The sequence below is a fragment of the Dinoroseobacter sp. S375 genome, assembly GCF_049800775.1.
Classification (GTDB): domain Bacteria; phylum Pseudomonadota; class Alphaproteobacteria; order Rhodobacterales; family Rhodobacteraceae; genus Dinoroseobacter.
The window spans coordinates 234,428-253,142 of sequence record NZ_JBNAFR010000005.1 but is presented as its reverse complement, the minus strand read 5'-3'; the positions used below and the strand labels follow the sequence as shown (position 1 = coordinate 253,142).

At 64.0% G+C, this 18,715-nt stretch carries 18 protein-coding genes; 9 read left to right on the top strand and 9 right to left on the bottom strand.

The window, feature by feature from the left end; genetic code table 11:
• Positions 1–26: 26 nt before the first annotated feature.
• Positions 27–1,184: a molecular chaperone DnaJ gene (gene dnaJ / locus ACP150_RS13645; RefSeq protein WP_424967206.1), complete on the bottom strand. Its 1,158-nt coding sequence runs from the start codon at positions 1,182–1,184 to the stop codon at positions 27–29.
• Positions 1,185–1,259: 75 nt separating this feature from the next.
• Positions 1,260–3,179 carry a molecular chaperone DnaK gene (gene dnaK, locus ACP150_RS13640; protein ID WP_424967205.1) on the bottom strand — a complete coding sequence of 640 codons (1,920 nt, stop codon included), beginning with the start codon at positions 3,177–3,179 and terminating at the stop codon, positions 1,260–1,262.
• Between the two features lie 166 nt (positions 3,180–3,345).
• Here dnaK and ACP150_RS13635 point away from each other — a divergent pair, with 166 nt between their 5' ends.
• A complete protein-coding gene (locus ACP150_RS13635; protein WP_424967204.1) occupies positions 3,346–3,981 on the top strand; it encodes an alpha-ketoglutarate-dependent dioxygenase AlkB family protein in 636 nt (211 codons plus the stop codon).
• A 10-nt stretch (positions 3,982–3,991) separates the two neighbouring features.
• Here the strand turns inward: ACP150_RS13635 and ACP150_RS13630 are convergent, their stop codons facing one another.
• A complete protein-coding gene (locus ACP150_RS13630; RefSeq protein ID WP_424967203.1) occupies positions 3,992–4,816 on the bottom strand; it encodes an ABC transporter permease in 825 nt (274 codons plus the stop codon).
• A 142-nt stretch (positions 4,817–4,958) separates the two neighbouring features.
• On the opposite strand from ACP150_RS13630, the gene cysQ reads away from it, so the two are divergent.
• The 8 genes from cysQ to ACP150_RS13590 all read left to right on the top strand — a co-directional run bounded on the left by cysQ (position 4,959) and on the right by ACP150_RS13590 (position 14,334).
• On the top strand, positions 4,959–5,756 hold the full coding sequence (gene cysQ / locus ACP150_RS13625; RefSeq protein WP_424967202.1) for a 3'(2'),5'-bisphosphate nucleotidase CysQ: 798 nt from the start codon (positions 4,959–4,961) through the stop codon (positions 5,754–5,756).
• Entirely contained in the window at positions 5,756–6,556 is an 801-nt protein-coding gene (locus ACP150_RS13620; RefSeq protein ID WP_424967201.1) for a 3-deoxy-manno-octulosonate cytidylyltransferase, read from the top strand. Before cysQ ends, ACP150_RS13620 begins: the two co-directional genes overlap by 1 nt.
• The gene (locus tag ACP150_RS13615) at positions 6,553–7,833 is read left to right on the top strand and encodes a glycosyltransferase family 2 protein (RefSeq protein ID WP_424967200.1); all 1,281 of its coding nucleotides are present in this window, start codon (positions 6,553–6,555) and stop codon (positions 7,831–7,833) included. The genes ACP150_RS13620 and ACP150_RS13615 overlap by 4 nt, the downstream gene beginning before the upstream one ends.
• A gap of 116 nt (positions 7,834–7,949) precedes the next feature.
• Positions 7,950–8,843: a UTP--glucose-1-phosphate uridylyltransferase GalU gene (gene galU, locus ACP150_RS13610; protein WP_424967199.1), complete on the top strand. Its 894-nt coding sequence runs from the start codon at positions 7,950–7,952 to the stop codon at positions 8,841–8,843.
• Between the two features lie 69 nt (positions 8,844–8,912).
• On the top strand, positions 8,913–10,100 hold the full coding sequence (locus ACP150_RS13605) for a glycosyltransferase family 4 protein (protein WP_424967198.1): 1,188 nt from the start codon (positions 8,913–8,915) through the stop codon (positions 10,098–10,100).
• Between the two features lie 79 nt (positions 10,101–10,179).
• Positions 10,180–11,196 (top strand): glycosyltransferase family 2 protein, encoded by a 1,017-nt coding sequence (locus ACP150_RS13600; protein WP_424967197.1) that lies wholly within the window; start codon positions 10,180–10,182, stop codon positions 11,194–11,196.
• Positions 11,193–12,902, top strand: a complete 1,710-nt coding sequence (locus ACP150_RS13595) for a beta-1,6-N-acetylglucosaminyltransferase (protein WP_424967196.1) — start codon at positions 11,193–11,195, stop codon at positions 12,900–12,902. Before ACP150_RS13600 ends, ACP150_RS13595 begins: the two co-directional genes overlap by 4 nt.
• 4 nt (positions 12,903–12,906) lie before the next feature.
• Positions 12,907–14,334, top strand: a complete 1,428-nt coding sequence (locus ACP150_RS13590; protein ID WP_424967195.1) for a sulfotransferase domain-containing protein — start codon at positions 12,907–12,909, stop codon at positions 14,332–14,334.
• A 9-nt stretch (positions 14,335–14,343) separates the two neighbouring features.
• Here the strand turns inward: ACP150_RS13590 and ACP150_RS13585 are convergent, their stop codons facing one another.
• The 6 genes from ACP150_RS13585 to ACP150_RS13560 form a co-directional block, all read right to left on the bottom strand.
• On the bottom strand, positions 14,344–14,808 hold the full coding sequence (locus tag ACP150_RS13585; RefSeq protein ID WP_424967228.1) for a PTS sugar transporter subunit IIA: 465 nt from the start codon (positions 14,806–14,808) through the stop codon (positions 14,344–14,346).
• A gap of 38 nt (positions 14,809–14,846) precedes the next feature.
• Positions 14,847–15,422, bottom strand: coding sequence for a ribosome hibernation-promoting factor, HPF/YfiA family (hpf, locus tag ACP150_RS13580; RefSeq protein ID WP_424967194.1), 576 nt, complete (start codon positions 15,420–15,422; stop codon positions 14,847–14,849).
• Positions 15,423–15,508: 86 nt separating this feature from the next.
• Entirely contained in the window at positions 15,509–16,825 is a 1,317-nt protein-coding gene (locus ACP150_RS13575; protein WP_424967193.1) for an RNA polymerase factor sigma-54, read from the bottom strand.
• A gap of 7 nt (positions 16,826–16,832) precedes the next feature.
• Positions 16,833–17,591 (bottom strand): LPS export ABC transporter ATP-binding protein, encoded by a 759-nt coding sequence (gene lptB, locus ACP150_RS13570; RefSeq protein WP_424967192.1) that lies wholly within the window; start codon positions 17,589–17,591, stop codon positions 16,833–16,835.
• Positions 17,588–18,058 (bottom strand): LptA/OstA family protein, encoded by a 471-nt coding sequence (locus tag ACP150_RS13565; protein WP_424967191.1) that lies wholly within the window; start codon positions 18,056–18,058, stop codon positions 17,588–17,590. Before ACP150_RS13565 ends, lptB begins: the two co-directional genes overlap by 4 nt.
• 52 nt (positions 18,059–18,110) lie before the next feature.
• A complete protein-coding gene (locus ACP150_RS13560; protein WP_424967190.1) occupies positions 18,111–18,713 on the bottom strand; it encodes a hypothetical protein in 603 nt (200 codons plus the stop codon).
• Between the last annotated feature and the right edge of the window lie 2 nt (positions 18,714–18,715).

The following is an 18,715-nucleotide window of genomic DNA, read 5'->3' as shown; positions in this document are numbered from 1 at the left end:
CCTGCCCCGCGATGGTTTCCGAAGAGTTAACTCTTCATCCCGTCCCAGAAATTCTTCACGGTTTTGAAGAATTTGGAGGTTTCGGGCTGGTTATCCTGCGATTCCGCCTCGAATTCCTTGAGCAACTCGCGCTGACGCGAGGTCAGGTTCACGGGCGTCTCGACGGCGAGCTCGATGAACATGTCACCTGTCCCGGCCCCGCGCAGGGCCGGCATGCCCTTGCCGCGCAGGCGCATCTGCCGCCCGGATTGCGAGCCCGAAGGGATCTTCACCCGGCTGCGCCCACCATCGATGGTCGGCACCTCGACATCGCCGCCAAGGGCCGCCGAGGGCATGCTGACCGGGACGCGGCAGAAGAGATCCAGCCCGTCGCGCTGGAAAATCGCGTGTTCCTGCACTTCGATGAAGATATAGAGGTCGCCCGAAGGGCCGCCGCGCATGCCCGCATCGCCTTCGCCGGCCAGACGGATCCGCGTGCCCGTCTCGACACCCGCGGGGATGTTCACGCTGAGCGACCGGGTCTTTTCCTCGCGTCCCGCGCCGCGGCAGACCGGGCAGGGGTTCTTGATGATCTGACCGACGCCGGAACAGGTGGGGCAGGTCTTCTCGATGGTGAAGAAACCCTGCTGCGCGCGCACCTTTCCCATGCCGGAACAGGTCGGGCAGACCACAGGTTCGGCCCCGCCCTCGGCCCCGGTGCCCTCGCAGGCAGTACAGGGGACGCTTCCCGGGACGGAGATGGTCTTTTGCAGGCCGCGATAGGCCTGATCGAGGTCGATCCGCAGATTGTAGCGCAGGTCGGAGCCGCGCGCGGCACGCTGACGTCCGCCGCCACCGCGCTGGCCGCCCATGAAGTCGCCGAAAAGGTCCTCGAACACATCCGAGAAGGCCGAGGCGAAATCGCCCTGACCTTGCCCGCCGCCAAAACCCTGGGGTCCGCGCGGACCGCCCGTGCCATTTTCAAAGGCCGCGTGACCATAGCGGTCATAGGCCGCCTTCCGGTCCGGGTCCTTCAGGATGTCATAGGCTTCGTTGGCCTCTTTGAACTCGGCCTCGGCATTCGGGTTGTCCGAGTTGCGGTCCGGATGCAGTTCCTTGGCCTTCTTGCGAAAGCCTTTCTTGATTTCGTCGGGAGATGCCCCCTTGGACACGCCGAGGACATCATAATAGTCGCGTTTGGCCATGACCGGGTCCCTTCACTTGAACGCGGACGCCGACCCGCGCGGGGCGGATCGGCGTCATGTCGTGCATTGGAGGCGTCAGCCCTGTTTCCGGTCGTCCAGATCTTCGAAATCCGCGTCCACGATGTCGTCATCCACGCTGCGCGGCTCGTCTTCACCGGCATCGGGGGCGTCTTCACCCGAAGCTTCCTGCTGCGACTTGTAGATCGCCTCGCCCAGTTTCATGGCGGCATCGGTCACGTTCTGGACGCCTGCCTTGATCTTGCCGGCATCGTCGGTCTCGATGGTTTCCTTGAGCGCGGACACGGCCAGCTCAATCGCCTCGACGGTCGAGGGATCGACCTTGTCGCCATGCTCCTCGAGGGATTTCTCCGTCGAGTGCACGAGGCTTTCGGCCTGGTTCTTGGTCTCAACCAGTTCCTTGCGCTGCTTGTCGGCGTCGGCATTCGCCTCGGCGTCGCGCACCATCTGATCGATCTCTTCGTCCGACAGACCACCGGAGGCCTGGATCGTGATCTTCTGCTCCTTGCCGGTGCCCTTGTCCTTGGCGGACACGGAGACGATGCCGTTCGCGTCGATATCGAAGGTCACTTCGATCTGCGGCAGGCCACGCGGCGCGGGCGGAATATCCTCGAGGTTGAACTGGCCGAGCATCTTGTTGTCGGCCGCCATCTCGCGTTCCCCCTGGAAAACCCGGATGGTCACGGCGTTCTGGTTGTCCTCGGCGGTCGAGAAGACCTGGGATTTCTTCGTCGGGATGGTCGTGTTGCGGTCGATCAGGCGGGTGAACACGCCGCCCAGCGTCTCGATGCCCAGCGACAGCGGGGTCACGTCGAGCAGCACCACATCCTTCACGTCGCCCTGCAGAACACCGGCCTGGATCGCGGCGCCCATGGCCACAACCTCGTCAGGGTTCACACCCTTGTGGGGTTCCTTGCCGAAGAACTTGGACACTTCCTCGATCACGCGCGGCATGCGGGTCATCCCGCCGACCAGAACGACCTCGTCAATCTCGGAGGTGCTGAGACCGGCGTCTTTAAGCGCGTCCTTGCACGGCTTCAGCGAGGCCTTGATCAGGTCGCCCACGAGGCTTTCCAGCTTGGCGCGGGTCAGCTTCATGACCATGTGCAGCGGCTGGCCGCCATTCGGATCCATCGAGATGAACGGCTGGTTGATCTCGGTCTGGGTCGACGAGCTGAGCTCGATCTTGGCTTTTTCCGCAGCTTCCTTAAGACGCTGCAGGGCCATCTTGTCCTTGGTCAGGTCGACGCCATGCTCCTTGCGGAACTCGTCCGCCAGGTAGTTGACGATGCGCATGTCGAAGTCTTCACCGCCGAGGAACGTGTCGCCATTGGTGGATTTCACTTCGAACAGACCATCGTCGATCTCGAGGATCGTGATGTCGAATGTCCCGCCGCCGAGGTCATAGACCGCGATCGTCTGGGTTTCGGACTTGTCGAGGCCATAGGCCAACGCAGCCGCGGTCGGCTCGTTGATGATCCGCAGCACCTCGAGACCGGCGATCTTGCCCGCATCCTTGGTGGCCTGACGCTGGGCGTCGTTGAAATAGGCCGGAACGGTGATGACCGCCTGGGTCACGTCCTCGCCAAGATAGCTCTCGGCGGTTTCCTTCATCTTCTGCAGGATGAGCGCAGAGACCTGCGCCGGAGAGAACGTGTCCCCCTGAACGCCCACCCAGGCATCGCCATTGCCGCCATTCACGACCGCATAGGGCAGGTTCTTCTTGTCTTTTTCCAGATCCTCGTCGTCGAACCGGCGGCCGATCAGGCGCTTGACACCAAAGACGGTGTTTTCCGGGTTCGTGACGGCCTGGCGTTTGGCGGGCTGACCCACGAGCCGCTCATCGTCGGTATAGCCGACAATCGAGGGCGTGGTGCGCGCGCCTTCAGAGTTTTCGATGACCCGCGGTTGCGAGCCGTCCATGATGGCAACACAGGAGTTCGTGGTGCCGAGGTCGATACCAATGACTTTGCCCATTGCTATAGTCCCTTTCGTCGTGGCGATTGTTGAGAGACAAGATCCGTACGCGGCCTCTCATCTCAGATCCCAAGAAAGATCACGGGGCCCGCGATCAACGTCTCGGCGTATATAAGGAGGGGGTTGGACCCCTGCAAGCGTCCCGGCGGTATCTGGAGGGTTTGAAATGGACAAATCGCGGCAAGATGTCCGGATCCCGGCCCCGGACCTGTGGTTGCGGGGGGTCGCGATCCATTCCGGCTTTCTCGACCGGGTCGCGCAGGAGGCGATGGTGGCCGACCTGCGGGCGGTGGCGCGGGTCGTGCCGTTCCAGCGGATGGTCACGCCCTCGGGGCGGCGGATGTCCGTGCGGATGACCGCCGCGGGGCAGTTCGGCTGGGTGTCGGACCGGCAGGGCTATCGCTATGCGCCGACCCATCTGAACGGAACGCCCTGGCCCGCGATTCCCCCCAGCATCCTGTCGGTCTGGGAGGCAGTGTCCGGCAGTGCCCGGACCCCGGAATGCTGTCTGATCAACTTCTACGACGCGGATGCGAAGATGGGGATGCATCAGGACAAGGACGAGGCCGACCCTTCGGAGCCGGTGGTGTCGATCTCGCTCGGGGATTCCGGGCGGTTCCGGGTCGGCTCCGTGACGAGGGGCGGGACGACGGAATCGCTCTGGCTCTCTTCGGGGGATGTGGCGGTGATGGGGGGCGCCGCGCGGCTCATCCATCACGGGGTCGATCGGATCAAGGCGGGCAGTTCGACGCTCCTGCCGGATGGCGGGCGGATCAACATCACCTTGCGCGTCGTGACCTGACCGCGCGGCGTTAGCGCGCGGCGCTCCAACTGATCGAGGCACGACGGCGGGTATAAAACTCCCCCATCAACCCGATCATCATGCAGCCGACCATGATCCAGAACGGGTATTCCAGATTGGTGTGCCGGGGCGTGTAGTTCAGAAACACGTAGCCGCGCATCTGATCGATCAGGTGAAAGAGCGGGTTCCAGGCAAAGAGCGGCAGCATGAAGGCCGGCAGCGTGTTGGCCACGAACATCTTGCCGCTGGCAAACATGTTCACCCGGCTGAAAATCGTCTGGATCATCTTGGTCCCGTTCGGGGCCCAGGGCTTGGCGGCCAAAAATACCATGCCGAGCGCGGCCCCACCGGTCCAGGCCAGCAGCATGACCTTGGCCGCGCCGCCGGGATCGTGGATGGCCACGTTATGGGTCACGAGCTGATACCCGGTCAGGATCACCAGCACCGACATCGACTGGATATAGAGACTGCTCAGTGCCGCCGCGCCGATCGCCACCATGGTGTTCATCGTCGGATGCTTCATCATGGGCGAGGCCGGACCTTCGGAGCTGAACACCGCCCCCATGGTCTTGGTAAAGGTCATGAACAGGAACACCCCGCTCAGGACATACATCATGAAATCCCCGCGTAGCCCCGCGCCCCGCACGCCCATCAACTGAAAGATCACGTAGAAGGCGACGACAAAGACAATCGTCTGGAACAGGTTGATGAACAGGCTCACCAGCGCGTTGCCATGGGTCTTGCGCACCGAGCGCACGGTCGCATGATAAATCAGCGACAGCGTTCGGAACGCGGTCGCAAAGGGGCTGGAGGATCTTTCTTCGACGCGAAACACGACAGGACGACCGTTTCTTTGGAGTGACACCTTGTCCGACAGAACAACACAATGGTTGCGGATCATTTAACCGGGAAGCATAGAAAATTCAGATCAATGGGCAACCGCGCGCATGCACCCGGGTGAGCCACAGGAGAGTATCATGGATTTCGACACAGTTATTCCCGTTCTACGCAAGCTGTCGCTGGAGGCGGGCGATGCCATCATGGAGATCTATGGCTCCGATGACTTCGATGTGCGCGCCAAGTCCGATGACAGCCCGGTCACCGCGGCCGATGAGGCGGCGGACGCGCTGATCTCGGCGGGGCTCAAGGCGGCCTTTCCCGACATCCTGACCGTGACCGAAGAACAGGCGGCGTCCCACAGCCAGACGGCCGGGTCCTTCTTCATCGTTGATCCGCTGGATGGCACGAAGGAATTCGTCCATCGCCGTGGGGATTTCACGGTCAATATCGCCTATGTCGAGAATGGCACGCCCGTGCGCGGGGTGGTTTATGCCCCGGCCAAGGGACGGCTCTTTTACACCCTGGCCGATGGCCGGACGGTTGAAGAGACCGGGCCCTTTGACAAGGACCAGCCGGGCGAGACCAAGCCGCTCTCGGTCAGCACGCCGGACAATGCCGCGCTGATGGTCGTGGCGTCGAAATCCCACCGGGATCAGGCGACCGACGACTATATCGGCAAATATGGCGTGCGGGACATGACCTCGGCGGGCTCTTCGCTGAAATTCTGCCTCGTGGCGACCGGGGAGGCGGATCTCTATCCCCGTCTGGGGCGCACCATGGAATGGGACACCGCCGCCGGTCACGCGGTGCTGCTCGGCGCGGGCGGGCAGGTCGTCCGCTTCGATGATCACACGCCGCTGAGCTATGGCAAGGAGGGGTACGCCAACCCGTTCTTCATCGCCTATGCCCCGGGTGTCGACCTCAAGAGCGCCTGATGTCGGTTCTGGTCGTCATCCCCGCGCGCTACCCGTCGGTCCGCTACCCGGGCAAGCCGCTGGTCGAGCTGCGCGGGGCCACCGGCGTGTCGCGCTCGCTGATCCGGCGCAGCTGGGATGCCGCCCAAGCGGCCGAGGGGGTGGACCGGGTCGTGATCGCGACCGACGACACCCGTATTCAGGAACATGCCGAGGCGTTCGGCGCCGAGGTCGTGATGACCTCCGATCAATGCCGCAACGGGACCGAGCGCTGTGCCGAGGCCATCGCCCGCATGAACATCAGCCCCGAGATCGTGGTCAACCTGCAAGGCGATGCGCCCCTGACCCCGGCGTGGTTCGTGGCGGATCTGGTCGAAGGGCTGCGCGCGGCACCGGATGCCTCGCTGGCGACGCCCGTTCTGCGCTGCGACGGCGCGGCCCTGTCGGGATTTCTCGAGGATCGCCGCGCGGGACGCGTGGGTGGCACGACCGCAGTCTTTGATCGCAACAATCATGGGCTCTACTTCTCCAAAGAGGTGGTGCCCTATACCACGACGGACTACCCGGCCGACGATCCGACCCCGGTCTTCCACCATGTGGGGCTCTATGCCTATCGGCCCGATGCGCTGACCGCCTATGGCACCTGGCCGGTCGGTCCGCTCGAGACCCTCGAGGGGCTGGAACAGCTCCGCTTCCTCGAGAATGGTCATACGGTGCTCTGCGTAGAGGTCGAGGGTCGGGGCCGGGCGTTCTGGGAGCTCAACAACCCCGAGGATGTGCCGCGCATCGAGGCGATGCTGGCCCAGATGGGGCAAGAGTGATCCCCGAAGCCAGCGTTGTTATCGTCAGCCGGGGGCGGGGTCCGCAGCTCGCCCGATGTCTGCAGGCGCTGTCCTTTCAGACCTGTCCTGCCTTCGAGGTCATCGTCGTTGGCGACACGGCCGCGCGTCGGGCGGTCGCCGATGGACCGGGTGCGCCTGCGGTCACCTATGTGCCCTTTGCCGAAGCCAATGTCTCGGCGGCGCGCAATGCGGGGATCGCTCTGGCGCGCGCGCCTTATGTGGCCTTTCTCGACGATGACGCAGTGGCTGAGCCTTGCTGGCTGGAACAGTTGCTGAAGGCGTTGCGCGTGCCGGGTGTGGTGCTCGCGGCGGGGTATGTGCGCGGTCCGGATGGCGTCCGGTTCCAGTGGCAGGGCGAATGGCTCACGGCGGAGGGAACCTCCCATCCGATGACGCCCTGGCCCGAGGAGATCGCCATCATCGCGCCCCGATCCGGTCGGGTGCCCGGGGCGATGGGCACGAATTTCGCCGTGCTGCGGCAGGCGGTGCGGCGCATGGGCGGGTTCGACCCGCGCCTGCGTTACTTCCTCGACGAGAGCGATCTGGTCTGGCGCTTGGTGCAGGGGGACGGCCAGGTTGCCTATGCCCCGCAGGCGCAAGTGATCCATGCGCTGGCCGCGGGCCCCTACCGTCAGGAGGACCGCACGCCGCGAGATCTGTTCGAGATTGGCCGCTCGGCTGCGATCTTTGCCCAGACCCATGCGTCTCTTGGGTCTGCGGCAGCTGTGCGGACCCATCGCAAGGTCCAGCAGACCCGACTTTTGAAGCGCATGGTGTCCGGGCGATTCTATCCCGACGAGGTCTGGCGCCTGCTGCGCAGCTTCGACCGGGGCGCGGCCGAAGGGCTGGCGCTTGCAGAAGGTCAGGCAGGCCCAAAAAAGATGCAGGATCTGAACGCGGCGCCTGAGCACAAACCCGCCACCCGGCTGTTCAAGGCGCGTCGCAAAACCGATCCAAACCTAAACCCGCTCTGGACCACCTCCCCGCGATTTGAGATGCCGGGCGCCTTCGCACGTGCAGCAAAACAAGCGGAGAAAGGGCGTGTCGTCACGCTGGTTACCTCGGCCAACCGGCGCGCCCCAGCCCGTGTCGTTTTCCGCGCGCCGGGGGTGTGGATCCATGAGTTGCCCGATTCTATCTGGCAATCAGCAAGTTCTCGCCGCATTTCCGACGGAGTTTACAAAGACTACATGGGAATACGTATAAAGGACGCACCAACGTCCAAGGACGATGGCACAGAGTTGGACACGGATTAGAAATGCTGCAGTGCGACAACAGATCCACCGAGATTGGTGACGAAAGCCTGTTGTTTCTCTCCCGAGCCGTAGAAACTCTGCTATGCTGAAGACAATGATTTATGTAGGGTCCGATAATGTCTCGAAGTGTTAAAACCGCCGTTTTCCCCGTCGCCGGCATGGGGACTCGTTTTCTTCCAGCGACAAAGTCGGTTCCGAAAGAGATCATGACCCTCGTGGATCGTCCGTTGGTGCAATACGCCATCGACGAGGCGCGCGCCGCCGGGATCGAGGAATTCATCTTTGTGACCTCGCGCGGCAAGAGCGCGCTTGAGGACTATTTCGATGCCGCCCCCCAGCTGGAGCAGACGCTCGAGGACAAGGGCAAGACCGAACTGCTCGAGACCCTGCGCGGCACCAATATGGACAGCGGCGCGATTGCCTATGTGCGTCAGACCCGTGCCTTGGGCCTTGGCCACGCGGTCTGGTGCGCCCGGCGTCTTCTGGGCAATGAGCCCTTTGCCGTCATCCTGCCCGATGATGTGATCGCCGCCGAAAAGCCCTGCCTCGCGCAGATGGTCGAAGCCTATCAGGAAACCGGCGGCAACATGGTTGCGACCATGGAAGTGCCCATGAGCAAAGCCTCCGCCTATGGCATCGTCGATGTCAAAGAGGATATGGGGTCCATCGTCCACGTCAAAGGCATGGTCGAAAAGCCCAAGGCCGAAGAGGCCCCGTCGAACCTTGCTGTGATCGGACGCTACATTCTCAGCCCGGATGTGCTCGACAATCTCGACAAGGGTCAGGTCGGAGCCGGGGGCGAGATCCAGCTTACCGATGCCATCGCCCATGAGATCACCGCCCATGATAATGTCTATGGCTTCCGCTTTGCCGGGCAGCGGTTCGATTGTGGGTCCAAGGCGGGCTTCCTGCAGGCCACGGTGTCCTTCGCGCTGGCCCGTCCGGATCTGGCCGATGAGCTGTCGGACTTCCTGCAGGAACTGGCCTTCTCTCGCAAAGCCGCCCAGTAAGCGGGCGGCCGTTTCGGAACCGCGCCGATCTTGAGCGGGCGTCCGGAGCTTCTTCCACACCTTCTGGATGTGACACGACTGGTGTCCCGCGTGGGCACTGGACGGCTTTCCGGTGTCGACCGGGTCGAGGCGGCCTATCTGCGCCACGCGCTTGATCGGACGCCCGAGGCGTTCGGGCTCGTGCGGACCCATGCGGGCTATCTTCTGTTGGGCCAAGACGGTCTTGCCCGTTTGCGTCAGGGGGTTGAGGATTCGACCAAACCCTGGGATGCCCCGGATCTCCTCTCCCGTCTGGCGCGGCACCGGGCCACCCCGCGCGCGCGGGTCGAGAGCAGTTTGCGCAAGCTGGCCGTGGGGCGATCGGTACATTGGGGCCTTGCCCGGATGCTGCGCCGGGCTCTGCCCGAGGGGGCGCATTACCTCAATGTCGGCGAAACGAACCTGACGGACCGGGTAATTTCCGCGCTGCGACGCCTGCCGGGCAGCCGGATCGACGTGGTGCTCCATGACACGATCCCGCTCGATCTGCCCGAGATGGTGACCCCCGCTTCGCGTCGCCGCTTCGCAGCGCGGTTTGATCATCTGCGGCGGGATGTCGACCGGATCATCACTGCGACGGAGCAGGTGAAGACTCAGGCCATGGCCCATCTCGGGACGGACGGCACGCGGCCGGACTGGTGCGTCGCGCCCTTCGGGTTGGATCTTGCAACGCCCGAAACCGATGCAGCAGCGACGCGGGGCCTCTCTGCACCCTATTTCCTCGCGCTGGGCACGCTTGAGCCCCGCAAAAACCTCGAGCTGCTGCTGGACACCTGGCGCCTTGCGGCGGCAGAGCTTGGACCGGCGGTCCCGACCCTTGTCCTGTGCGGGGCGCGGGGATGGTTGCCGCCCGAAGCCTTCGCCGCACTGGAGGCCAACCCGCTCTACGGGCGCAAGATTGTCGAGATCAACGGTGCTTCGGATCACCATGTCGCCGGCCTTATGTCCGGGGCTCAGGCGCTGCTCTTTCCCACCCGCGCCGAGGGCTTCGGCTTTCCCGCGCTGGAGGCGGCGGCGCGGGGCGTTCCGGTGATCTGCAGCGACCTGCCGGTCTTTCGCGAAACGCTCGGAACCTTGCCCGTTTACCTCTCCCCCGACGATAGTTACGCTTGGTTATCAATAATTAAGCAAGCCGGTGCAAAACCGGAGCATAGGGAACGTCCCGATCTGACGGAGCGGTTCACATGGGAGAGACATTTCGCGCAGGTGTTCGGCTAGCTGCCGACCCTTGGCCGGGGGCCGTCCCCGCGCCTGTGCTGCTGTCTGCCCCAATGTTCCGGGGCGGGGGATTTGTCCAATGAAATGGGTCGAGCGATACCGCCTGCGCCTCAGGCGCAAGCGTTTGTTATGGCGCAGTTTTCGCCGACGGCGCCAGTTGACGCCGGCCTCGGATCGAACGGGTCAAATCGCGCGTCAGGATATCCTCGCCTTTGTCACCCTGCGGAATGAGCGCATCCGTTTGCCCTTTTTCCTCGACTACTATCGCAAGCAGGGGGTCGATCATTTCCTGATTGTCGACAACGGGTCCGAGGATGGCTCGGCCGCCTATCTCGCGGCGCAGAAGGATGTCTCACTCTGGACCACACCGCACAGCTATCGCCGGGCCCGGTTCGGCGTGGATTGGCTGACCTGGCTGCAGATGAAGTTCGGGCATGGCCATTGGTGCCTGACCGTCGATGTGGACGAGTTCCTGATCTACCCGTTCTGCGAGACACGCCCCCTTGCGGCGCTGACGGACTGGATGGATGCTTCGGGCCTGCGGGCGTTTCCGGCGATGTTGCTCGACCTCTACCCCAAGGGGCCGCTCGACAGGGCGGTCTATGCGGAAGGCCAGAACCCGATGGAGCTGGCCTGCTGGTTCGACAGCGGCAATTACACGATCACCCGCAATCCCGAGCTCGGGAACCTCTGGATTCAGGGCGGACCACGGGCCCGGGCGTTCTTTGCAGACCGGCCCGAGGCAGCGCCCGCGCTGAACAAGACCCCGCTGATCAAATGGGACCGCAGCTACGCCTATGTGGACAGCACCCACATGGTCCTGCCGCGCGGGCTGAACAATGTCTATGAGACCGGCGGGGGCGAACGGATCTCGGGCTGCCTGCTGCATACCAAGTTCCTCGATACCTTCATCGAGAAATCCGAGGAGGAGATCGTCCGGCAGGAGCATTATGCCCGGGGGCGCGAGTACAAGGCCTATGCCGAGACGCTGGAGGCCTCGGGTCCACCGTCGCTCTGGACCGAGATGTCCGAGCGCTATGTGTCCTGGCGCCAGCTGGAGATCCTCGGCCTTCTGTCCAAGGGGAGCTGGGCATGACCGGCGCGGTGTCTCCGGGGTTCGTCATGCTCGCCCATACCGAGCTCGGGCGCGTGGCCGAGCTTGCGCGGTATCTCGACCATTTCAAATGTCCGGTGGTGATCCATGTGGATCGCAAGACCAGCGCCAAGGCCTATGCCGGTCTGCGGGCGGATCTTGCGGATCTGACGCGGGTGCAGCTTATCCGGCAGCATGATTGCGGCTGGGGCCGCTGGTCCATGGTGCAGGCCACGGAAAGCGCGGCTGAGATCCTGCTCGGGAGCCATCCCGAGGTCACCCATGTGGCGCTGATCAGCGGCGATTGCCTGCCCTTGCGCCCGCTGGACCGGCTCATCGCGTTTCTCGGGGCGAATCCCGACACGGATTTCATCGAATCCGTCACGGTTTCGGACGTGCCCTGGACCATCGGCGGGTTGCAGAATGAACGGTTTACCCTGCGCTTTCCGTTCTCCTGGCGCAGCCAGCGCAAACTCTTTGACCGCTATGTGGATCTGCAGCGCAAGCTGGGCGTCAAGCGGCGGATCCCCGACGGGATCGAGCCGCATCTCGGCTCGCAATGGTGGTGCCTGACGCGCCGCAGCCTCGAGGCGATCCTCGGTGATCCGCGCCGCAAGGAGTTCGACCGCTATTTCAAGCGCGTCTGGATCCCCGACGAATCCTACTTCCAGACCCTGGTCCGGCGCGTTTCCGCCCGGATCGAGAGCCGGTCGCTGATGCTGTCGAAATTCGACACGCAGGGGAAACCCTTTGTCTTCTACGACGATCACTTGGATCTGGTGGGGCAGTCGGACTGCTTTTTGCTGCGCAAGGTCTGGCCCCGGGCGGATCGGCTCTATGCCCAGTTGCTCGACCCCGCGCAGGGCGCGCCCGAGCGTGGCCCGAGCAATCCGCACCGGATCGAGCAGGTCTTTGACGAGGCAATGGACCGGAACCGCGAGGGGCGTGCCGGGCTCTTCATGCAGAGCCGCTTTCCCAGCGACACCTGGCAGGCGGGCAAGACGGCCGCGCCCTATTTCGTGTTCCAGGGGTTTGACGAGGTGATCGCCGATTTCGCGCCCTGGCTGTCCAAACGCACCGGCGCGCGGGTGCATGGGCATCTCTTCGACTGGCGCGAGATTCCCTATGCGGAGGGCGCGACAGGCTTCAACGGCGGCCTGTCGGACAGCGTGTCCTTGCGCGATTACAACCCGCAGAGCTTTCTGACCAACCTGATCTGGAACAGCCGGGGCGAGCCCCAGTGTTTTCAGATCGCGCCCTATGACCGGCAGGACCTGAACGCGTATATGATGTGGGATCCGAACGCCCATATCTCGGTCGTCACCGGCGCATGGGCGCTGAAGCTCTTTCGCGACGACCTGCCCTTTGAGCAGGCCCGGCGTGAGGCCGCCTGGATGCAGAAGGTCGAAGATCACTTCCTCGGCCAGCTGCGCAACAAGAGCCTTCCGGCCACGGTGCGGGTGACCTCTTTGGCGGAGTTTGTCGCTGATCCCATGGTGCAGTTGCAGGATGTGCTCGACCAGATGACGCCCTTTACCCGGCGGCGAATGGTCCATGCGCCCGAGCTGGTGGATCTGACCGGGTTCGGTGCGTTCCTGCAGGCGCTCAAGAATGCCGGGATGAAACCCTATCTCACCGGGGACTTCCCGCTCGATACCAGCGATCTGACCGCGCCTGCCACGCCCGCGCGCCCCTATCTCGTGACCTGATCCGATGACCCAGCGCTTCGACTATTTCGTGATCTTCGCGGGCATGCGCACCGGCTCCAACTACCTGGAGCGGAACCTGAACGCCGCCCCGGATGTGCGCAGCTTCGGAGAGCTCTTCAATCCGTATTTCATCGCCCATGAGGGCCAGGAGGAGTATCTGGGCCTGTCCCTTGCCGATCGCGAGGCGGATCCGAACGCGCTTGTGGCCCGGGTGCGCGCGGAGGCCACCGGCCTTGCCGGGTTCCGTCTCTTTCATGACCACGACCCGCGCATGCGGGCGCAGGCGCTGGCCGATCCCCGAGCGGCAAAGATCGTGCTGACGCGCAATCCGCTGGACAGCTTTGTCTCCTATCAGCGGGCGCTGGCGTCGAACCAATGGGTGCTCACCGATGCCAAGGGCCAGGTCGAGACCGATGCGATCCCCTTTGACCCCGAGGCGTTTGCCGCCTTCATGGGGCCCTATACCGCGTTTCTGACCGATATCCGTCAGGGGCTGGCGCGGGCGGGGCAGACGGCTTTGACCCTGCGCTACGAGGATCTGCAGGATCTCGACGTGATCAATGGGGCGCTGGCCTATCTCGGCTCGCGGCACAGGTTGCCCCGGCCCGAGCGGACGCTGAAACGTCAGAACCCCGAACCGTTGGAGACCAAGGTCACCAATATGGAAGAACTGCGGGAGGCCGTGGCGGCGCTGGATCCCTTCGGGCTCGACCATGTCCCGCCGCAGCCCGTGGATCGCGGCCCGGCTGTGCGCAGCTACGTGGCCTGCCCGGGGACCGGGTTGCTCTATCTGCCGATGGAGGGGCCGCAGCCCGATCCGGTGCTCGATTGGATGGCGGCGCTGGACGGGTGCGCGCCTGCGGATCTGATCACTGGCATGCGCCAGAAGGATCTGCGCGACTGGCGCGCGGCCCATCCCGACAGCCGCACCTTCACCTTGCTGCGGCATCCGCTGGCCCGGGCCTATACGGCCTTTGTCACCCGGATCCTGCCGAGTGACCTGCAATCTTTTGCCGAGCTACGCTACGGGTTGATCGCAGCCTACAAGGTGCCTCTGCCGCCGCGCTATCCGGCGGAGGATCTGCCGCACCAGGCTTTGCAAAAGGCGTTTCGCGGGTTCCTGCGGTTTCTCAAGCCCAATCTCGCAGCGCAGACCAGCCTGCGGATCGATCCCTCATGGATGGCGCAAACGACGGTCCTGCAGGGCATGGCGCAGGTGGCTCTGCCGGACCGCATCCTGCGGGACGGGCCGGGGCTTGCCGAGGATCTGCGTGCGCTGGCTGCCGAGCTTGGCCGCCCGGCACCAGATCAAGTGCCGCGGTTTGACACCAGCGGGCTGGACGCGATCCACGGGCCGGAGCTCGAGAAGCTCGCACGCACCGCCTATGCCCGCGATTTCGCGACCTTCGGATTTCAGGATTATCGGGGATAACCGCGCGGCTCAGGCCGCGCGGGTGCTCTCAACTTCGGTCAGGACCGTGTAGAGGGTCCCGCTGTCGCTATTGGCGCGCAGCTTGGCGCAGACGCCCGGGTCACGCAGGGTGCGCGACACCAGTGCCAACGCCTTGAGATGGGCAACGCCGCTGTCTTCGGGTGCGAAGAGACCAAAGATCAGGTCGACCGGCTGCCGATCGACGGAATCAAACGCCATGGGCTTTTCCAGACGGACAAAGACACCGACCACCCGGTCGATATCCTTGAGCCGCGCATGGGGCAGGGCAACACCATGCCCTACACCCGTGGGTCCCAGAGCCTCACGTTCCTGAAGCGCGTCGACAGCATTGACCGGGCACACGCCATAGGCCGAGCAAACGATGTCGCTCAGGTCCTGCATAAGGCGTTTTTTGCTGCTCATATTCCCGAATACCTTCACGGCATCGGGGACCAGCAAATCTGACAGATCCATATCAAACGCTTTCATTCCCGCCAGGAGACCTGGTCGGTTTAACTATCCAACTTGGTATCAATCCAGCCGATATTGCCGTCCTCGCGGCGATACACGACGTTGATCCCTCCGTGTCCCTCGTTGCGAAACACCAGGACAGGCGCCTCCGCAAGCTCCATCTGCATCACCGCCTCCCCGACGGAGACAGATGGGATCGTCGTTTCCATTTCGGCAACGATGATCGGCTGAAGCGTCTCGGGCTCATGTTCCTCGGACACTTCGGCTGCGTCGAGGATATATGAAGCAGCGCCGGAAAGTGCAACGGGTTCCGTCCGCTCGCGGTGATGGTTCTTCAACCGGCGCTTGTATCGCCGAAGCTGCTTCTCCATCTTCTCGCTGCATTTGTCAAAGGCCGCATAGATATCACCGGCAGAGGCCTTGGCCTGGGCTGTCAGCCCTGTGGACAGATGAACCGTCGCTTCGCAAACGTGGTTATAGGCGTCCTTTGAGAACACGACATTCGCGTCGGTCGGGCGCTCAGCATATTTGCTGACGGCCTCCGAAAGCTCGGCCTTCACATGGCTCTGCAAGGCTTCGCCGATATCGATCTGTTTGCCGGTGATTTGGTAGCGCATGGTACCTCCCTGAATGCGCAAGCCGAATGGCACCTGTATTCAGGTGAGAAACCATGGGCTTACATGAAGTGGGATCATCCGGGTGGTCACACCCGGCCGCGCATCCGTGCCGCTGCCCTGAGGCGCTTGCGATCGTAGGATGACGGGATGTTCAAGCATCCCCTGTATTTGGCGACAGTTCGACGTGCGATGTCAACGCCTTCGTTTTTCAACTTATGGGCAATTTCCGTGTCCGTCAGGATCGCGTCTTCGGTTTCCCCGGCCACGAGGGCCGCAATCCTGGCCTGCGCGCCATAAGCGCTCACTGCATCTTGTGAGTCCGCGCCCAAAGTCGCTGAAAAGAACGCCGAAAGCGGCACAACCCCGCCGGGATGCGCGAGGGTCTTGTCTGCGACAGCACGCCCCACCGTTGTGGGGTGCAGCTTGAGCTCCTGGGCCAGTTGGGTGCGCGTCAGGGGCTTCATGGCGGCCCCGCCCTCGCGAAAGAATCCGATCTGATAATCCCCGAGAAAGGCCACAATCCGTGTGAGAGTCGTCGTCCGATAGCTCAACGCCCGGCGGAGTGCCTCGGCTTCGGTGCCGTAACTGGCCAGTGCCGTATCTGATTCGAGCCGCGCAACGCTCAGAAGCTCTTCGTCGAGCTCCAGGGTTCGGGCGTTGCCACGCAGCACGGTGATCTCGGGCGATGCGCCGTCCGGGAAGCGCAGCTCGACATCCGGCAGGCTCACCCGGGGGGCGGGCAGGGCGGCCTGCCCGGGATAGGGGGTCAGTTTGGGCAGAGCCTCGGCAATTTCGGCCAGCGCGGCCGCGTCCAGACCCGTGGCGCGGGCGGCCTTGGCGATCTCACCAGCGGCGAGCCTGTCGAGAACCCGCGTTGCCGCTTGGGCCAGATCCGCTTCGAAGCCCAGTTCGATCAGTTGCAGTGACAGGCACTCCGCCAATGATCGTGCGCCCACCCCCGCGGGCTCGCAGGCCTGCAGCGCCGCAAGGGCGGTCTCGATCCGGTCCGCGGGCAGCTGCACTTCCTGCGCCAGATCCGCGAGGTCGATATCGAGATAACCGGTATCGCTGAGGGACCATGTCAGCACAAAGGCGATGTCCTGAACCTGTGGCTCCAGCGCCATCAGGCTCAGTTGCGCGCGCAGCCGCTCGCCCAGCGACCGCTCTGCCCCCGTGGTGTCGAGCGCCAGATCATAGGCCGATGGCCCGCTCGGCGCGACCCCGCTGGCCTCGGATCTCGGGCGGCGCAGGGTCAGGATCGGGTTTTCGGCCGCCTGCGCCTCCAGATGCTCCTGAAGCGCGGTGCCGGACATGCGCAGCACCGACAGGGTCGTGCGCATTTCAGGGGTGAGCGTGAGCCGCTGCTGCTGGCGGAGGGTCAGGCCATCGCGCTGCGCAGGCATCGGGGGCTCAGGTGACCGTGAAGGTGTTGCCGAGATAGACGCGCCGCACATTCTCGTCGCGGATCACCTCTTCACGGGTCCCGCTCATCAGGACGACGCCGTCATGAAGGATATAGGCCCGGTCCACGATCTCCAGCGTTTCGCGGACATTGTGGTCGGTGATCAGGACGCCGATCCCACGGGTCTTAAGCTGCGCGACCAGCGCGCGGATATCGCCCACGGCAATCGGATCGACCCCGGCAAAGGGCTCATCGAGCAACAAGTATTTCGGATCCGCCGCAAGGCAGCGCGCGATTTCAACCCGCCGCCGTTCCCCGCCCGAGAGGGCCAGTGCCGAGGTGCGGCGCAGATGCTCGATATTGAATTCCGACAGAAGTTCCTCGAGCCGTTCCATCCGCTTGGTTCGGTCGCGTGTGTTCACCTCAAGGATCGCGCGGATATTGTCCTCCACGCTCATGCCGCGAAAGATCGACATTTCCTGCGGCAGGTAGCCGATCCCGAGCTTGGCCCGGCGGTACATGGGCAGCATCGTGGCATCCCGCCCGTCGATCGAGACGATCCCGGCCTCGGGCGTCAGCAGCCCTGCGATGGCGTAGAAACAGGTGGTCTTGCCCGAGCCGTTCGGACCCAGCAGGGCCACGACCTCGCCGCGGGTGACCTCAAGGCTGACATCGCGGATCACCGGGCGGCGTTTGTAGCTCTTGCGCAGGTTGCGGATGTTCAACCCGACCGAGCCCTCGGTCACTTCGAACGCGGCGGGGCTCATTGCGGTTGCAGAACGGTGCGGACCCGCCCCTCCATCTGGCCGATGCCGGTGGTCAGATCGACCACCAGGGCATCGCCGGCGATCACGATCTGGCCTTGGCTCAGCAGGACATCGCCGCTCAGCCGGATCTCGTTGGCACCGGGGGTGTAGATCGCGCGCTGGCTCTCGGCGGCATCGGGTCCCGACACCATCAGGACATTCCCCTCGGCGCGCACTTCGCGGATCGCGCTCTGGCCTTCGGCGGCGGCCTCATCATAGCTGACCTGAACTTCGTCGGCTTCAAGCTTGAGCGCGCCCTGGGTGACACGCACATTGCCGGAAAACACGGCGCTGCCATCTTGCCGGTTCACGGCCAGCGCATCCGCGTCGATCTCGACAGGGGCAGATCGGTCGACCCGCGCGTCCCCGAGCGAGATTTCCGTCCCCTGGGCGGCGGCCATGTTCCACAGCGCTGTCGCGGCGATCATCGCCCCTGCCAGTGCATTTCTTACCAAGACCAAACCCATGGAACCTCCAACGTCACTGGGGTGTGTATACCAGTTTCACACCTTGTGTGAACAGCAGCTGCGCCGCGCCGCTCTCGGGGTCGCGCCGATATTCGGCGGATCCGGCATTCAGGGTGATCCCCGGCCCCAGAACGATCACATCGCCCCGGCTTTGGGCGGTTTGCCCATCCAGACGGGCCTCGGCCCCTTCGGCGCTGAGGACAAAGCCATCCGTGCGGGACAGGCGCAGCCCGCCTTCGACGCGCACGGTGTCGGTGGCATTGTCGACGACGCCGCGCGCGGCGCGGATATCGACCTGCAAGCCGTCCAGGGCGAAGACCCGGCCCGAGATTTCGTTGGCCATGAACTGGTTGGGGTTGGTCAGCAGGGGGCGGGCACTTTCGGCGACAAGTTCAAGCTCGGAGCCATCGTCCAGCACGGTCTGATAGCGCGGCTGAAAGATCCGCTGCCCTTCGACGATCTCTTCGAGCTCGACCTCGGAGAACGGGATCTCCTGCTGGGTGTCGCCCGCGCCCGAGATCAGGAACAGGCTCGACATCAGGCCCAGCCCGGCCAGCGGCAGGATGATCTTGGCCGCCGAGACGAACTGCGAATAGCGGTTGTCGGCCCGGGGCATGG

Coding starts and splice junctions, on each gene's coding strand:
- ACP150_RS13560 (WP_424967190.1), bottom strand. CDS start 18,713: ATGCCCCGGGCCGACAACCGCTATTCGCAGTTCGTCTCGGCGGCCAAG.
- ACP150_RS13595 (WP_424967196.1), top strand. CDS start 11,193: ATGACCGGCGCGGTGTCTCCGGGGTTCGTCATGCTCGCCCATACCGAG.
- dnaK (WP_424967205.1), bottom strand. CDS start 3,179: ATGGGCAAAGTCATTGGTATCGACCTCGGCACCACGAACTCCTGTGTT.
- ACP150_RS13590 (WP_424967195.1), top strand. CDS start 12,907: ATGACCCAGCGCTTCGACTATTTCGTGATCTTCGCGGGCATGCGCACC.
- dnaJ (WP_424967206.1), bottom strand. CDS start 1,184: ATGGCCAAACGCGACTATTATGATGTCCTCGGCGTGTCCAAGGGGGCA.
- ACP150_RS13565 (WP_424967191.1), bottom strand. CDS start 18,058: ATGATCGCCGCGACAGCGCTGTGGAACATGGCCGCCGCCCAGGGGACG.
- ACP150_RS13600 (WP_424967197.1), top strand. CDS start 10,180: ATGAAATGGGTCGAGCGATACCGCCTGCGCCTCAGGCGCAAGCGTTTG.
- cysQ (WP_424967202.1), top strand. CDS start 4,959: ATGGATTTCGACACAGTTATTCCCGTTCTACGCAAGCTGTCGCTGGAG.
- ACP150_RS13575 (WP_424967193.1), bottom strand. CDS start 16,825: ATGCCTGCGCAGCGCGATGGCCTGACCCTCCGCCAGCAGCAGCGGCTC.
- galU (WP_424967199.1), top strand. CDS start 7,950: ATGTCTCGAAGTGTTAAAACCGCCGTTTTCCCCGTCGCCGGCATGGGG.
- ACP150_RS13585 (WP_424967228.1), bottom strand. CDS start 14,808: ATGGATCTGTCAGATTTGCTGGTCCCCGATGCCGTGAAGGTATTCGGG.
- ACP150_RS13620 (WP_424967201.1), top strand. CDS start 5,756: ATGTCGGTTCTGGTCGTCATCCCCGCGCGCTACCCGTCGGTCCGCTAC.
- hpf (WP_424967194.1), bottom strand. CDS start 15,422: ATGCGCTACCAAATCACCGGCAAACAGATCGATATCGGCGAAGCCTTG.
- lptB (WP_424967192.1), bottom strand. CDS start 17,591: ATGAGCCCCGCCGCGTTCGAAGTGACCGAGGGCTCGGTCGGGTTGAAC.
- ACP150_RS13635 (WP_424967204.1), top strand. CDS start 3,346: ATGGACAAATCGCGGCAAGATGTCCGGATCCCGGCCCCGGACCTGTGG.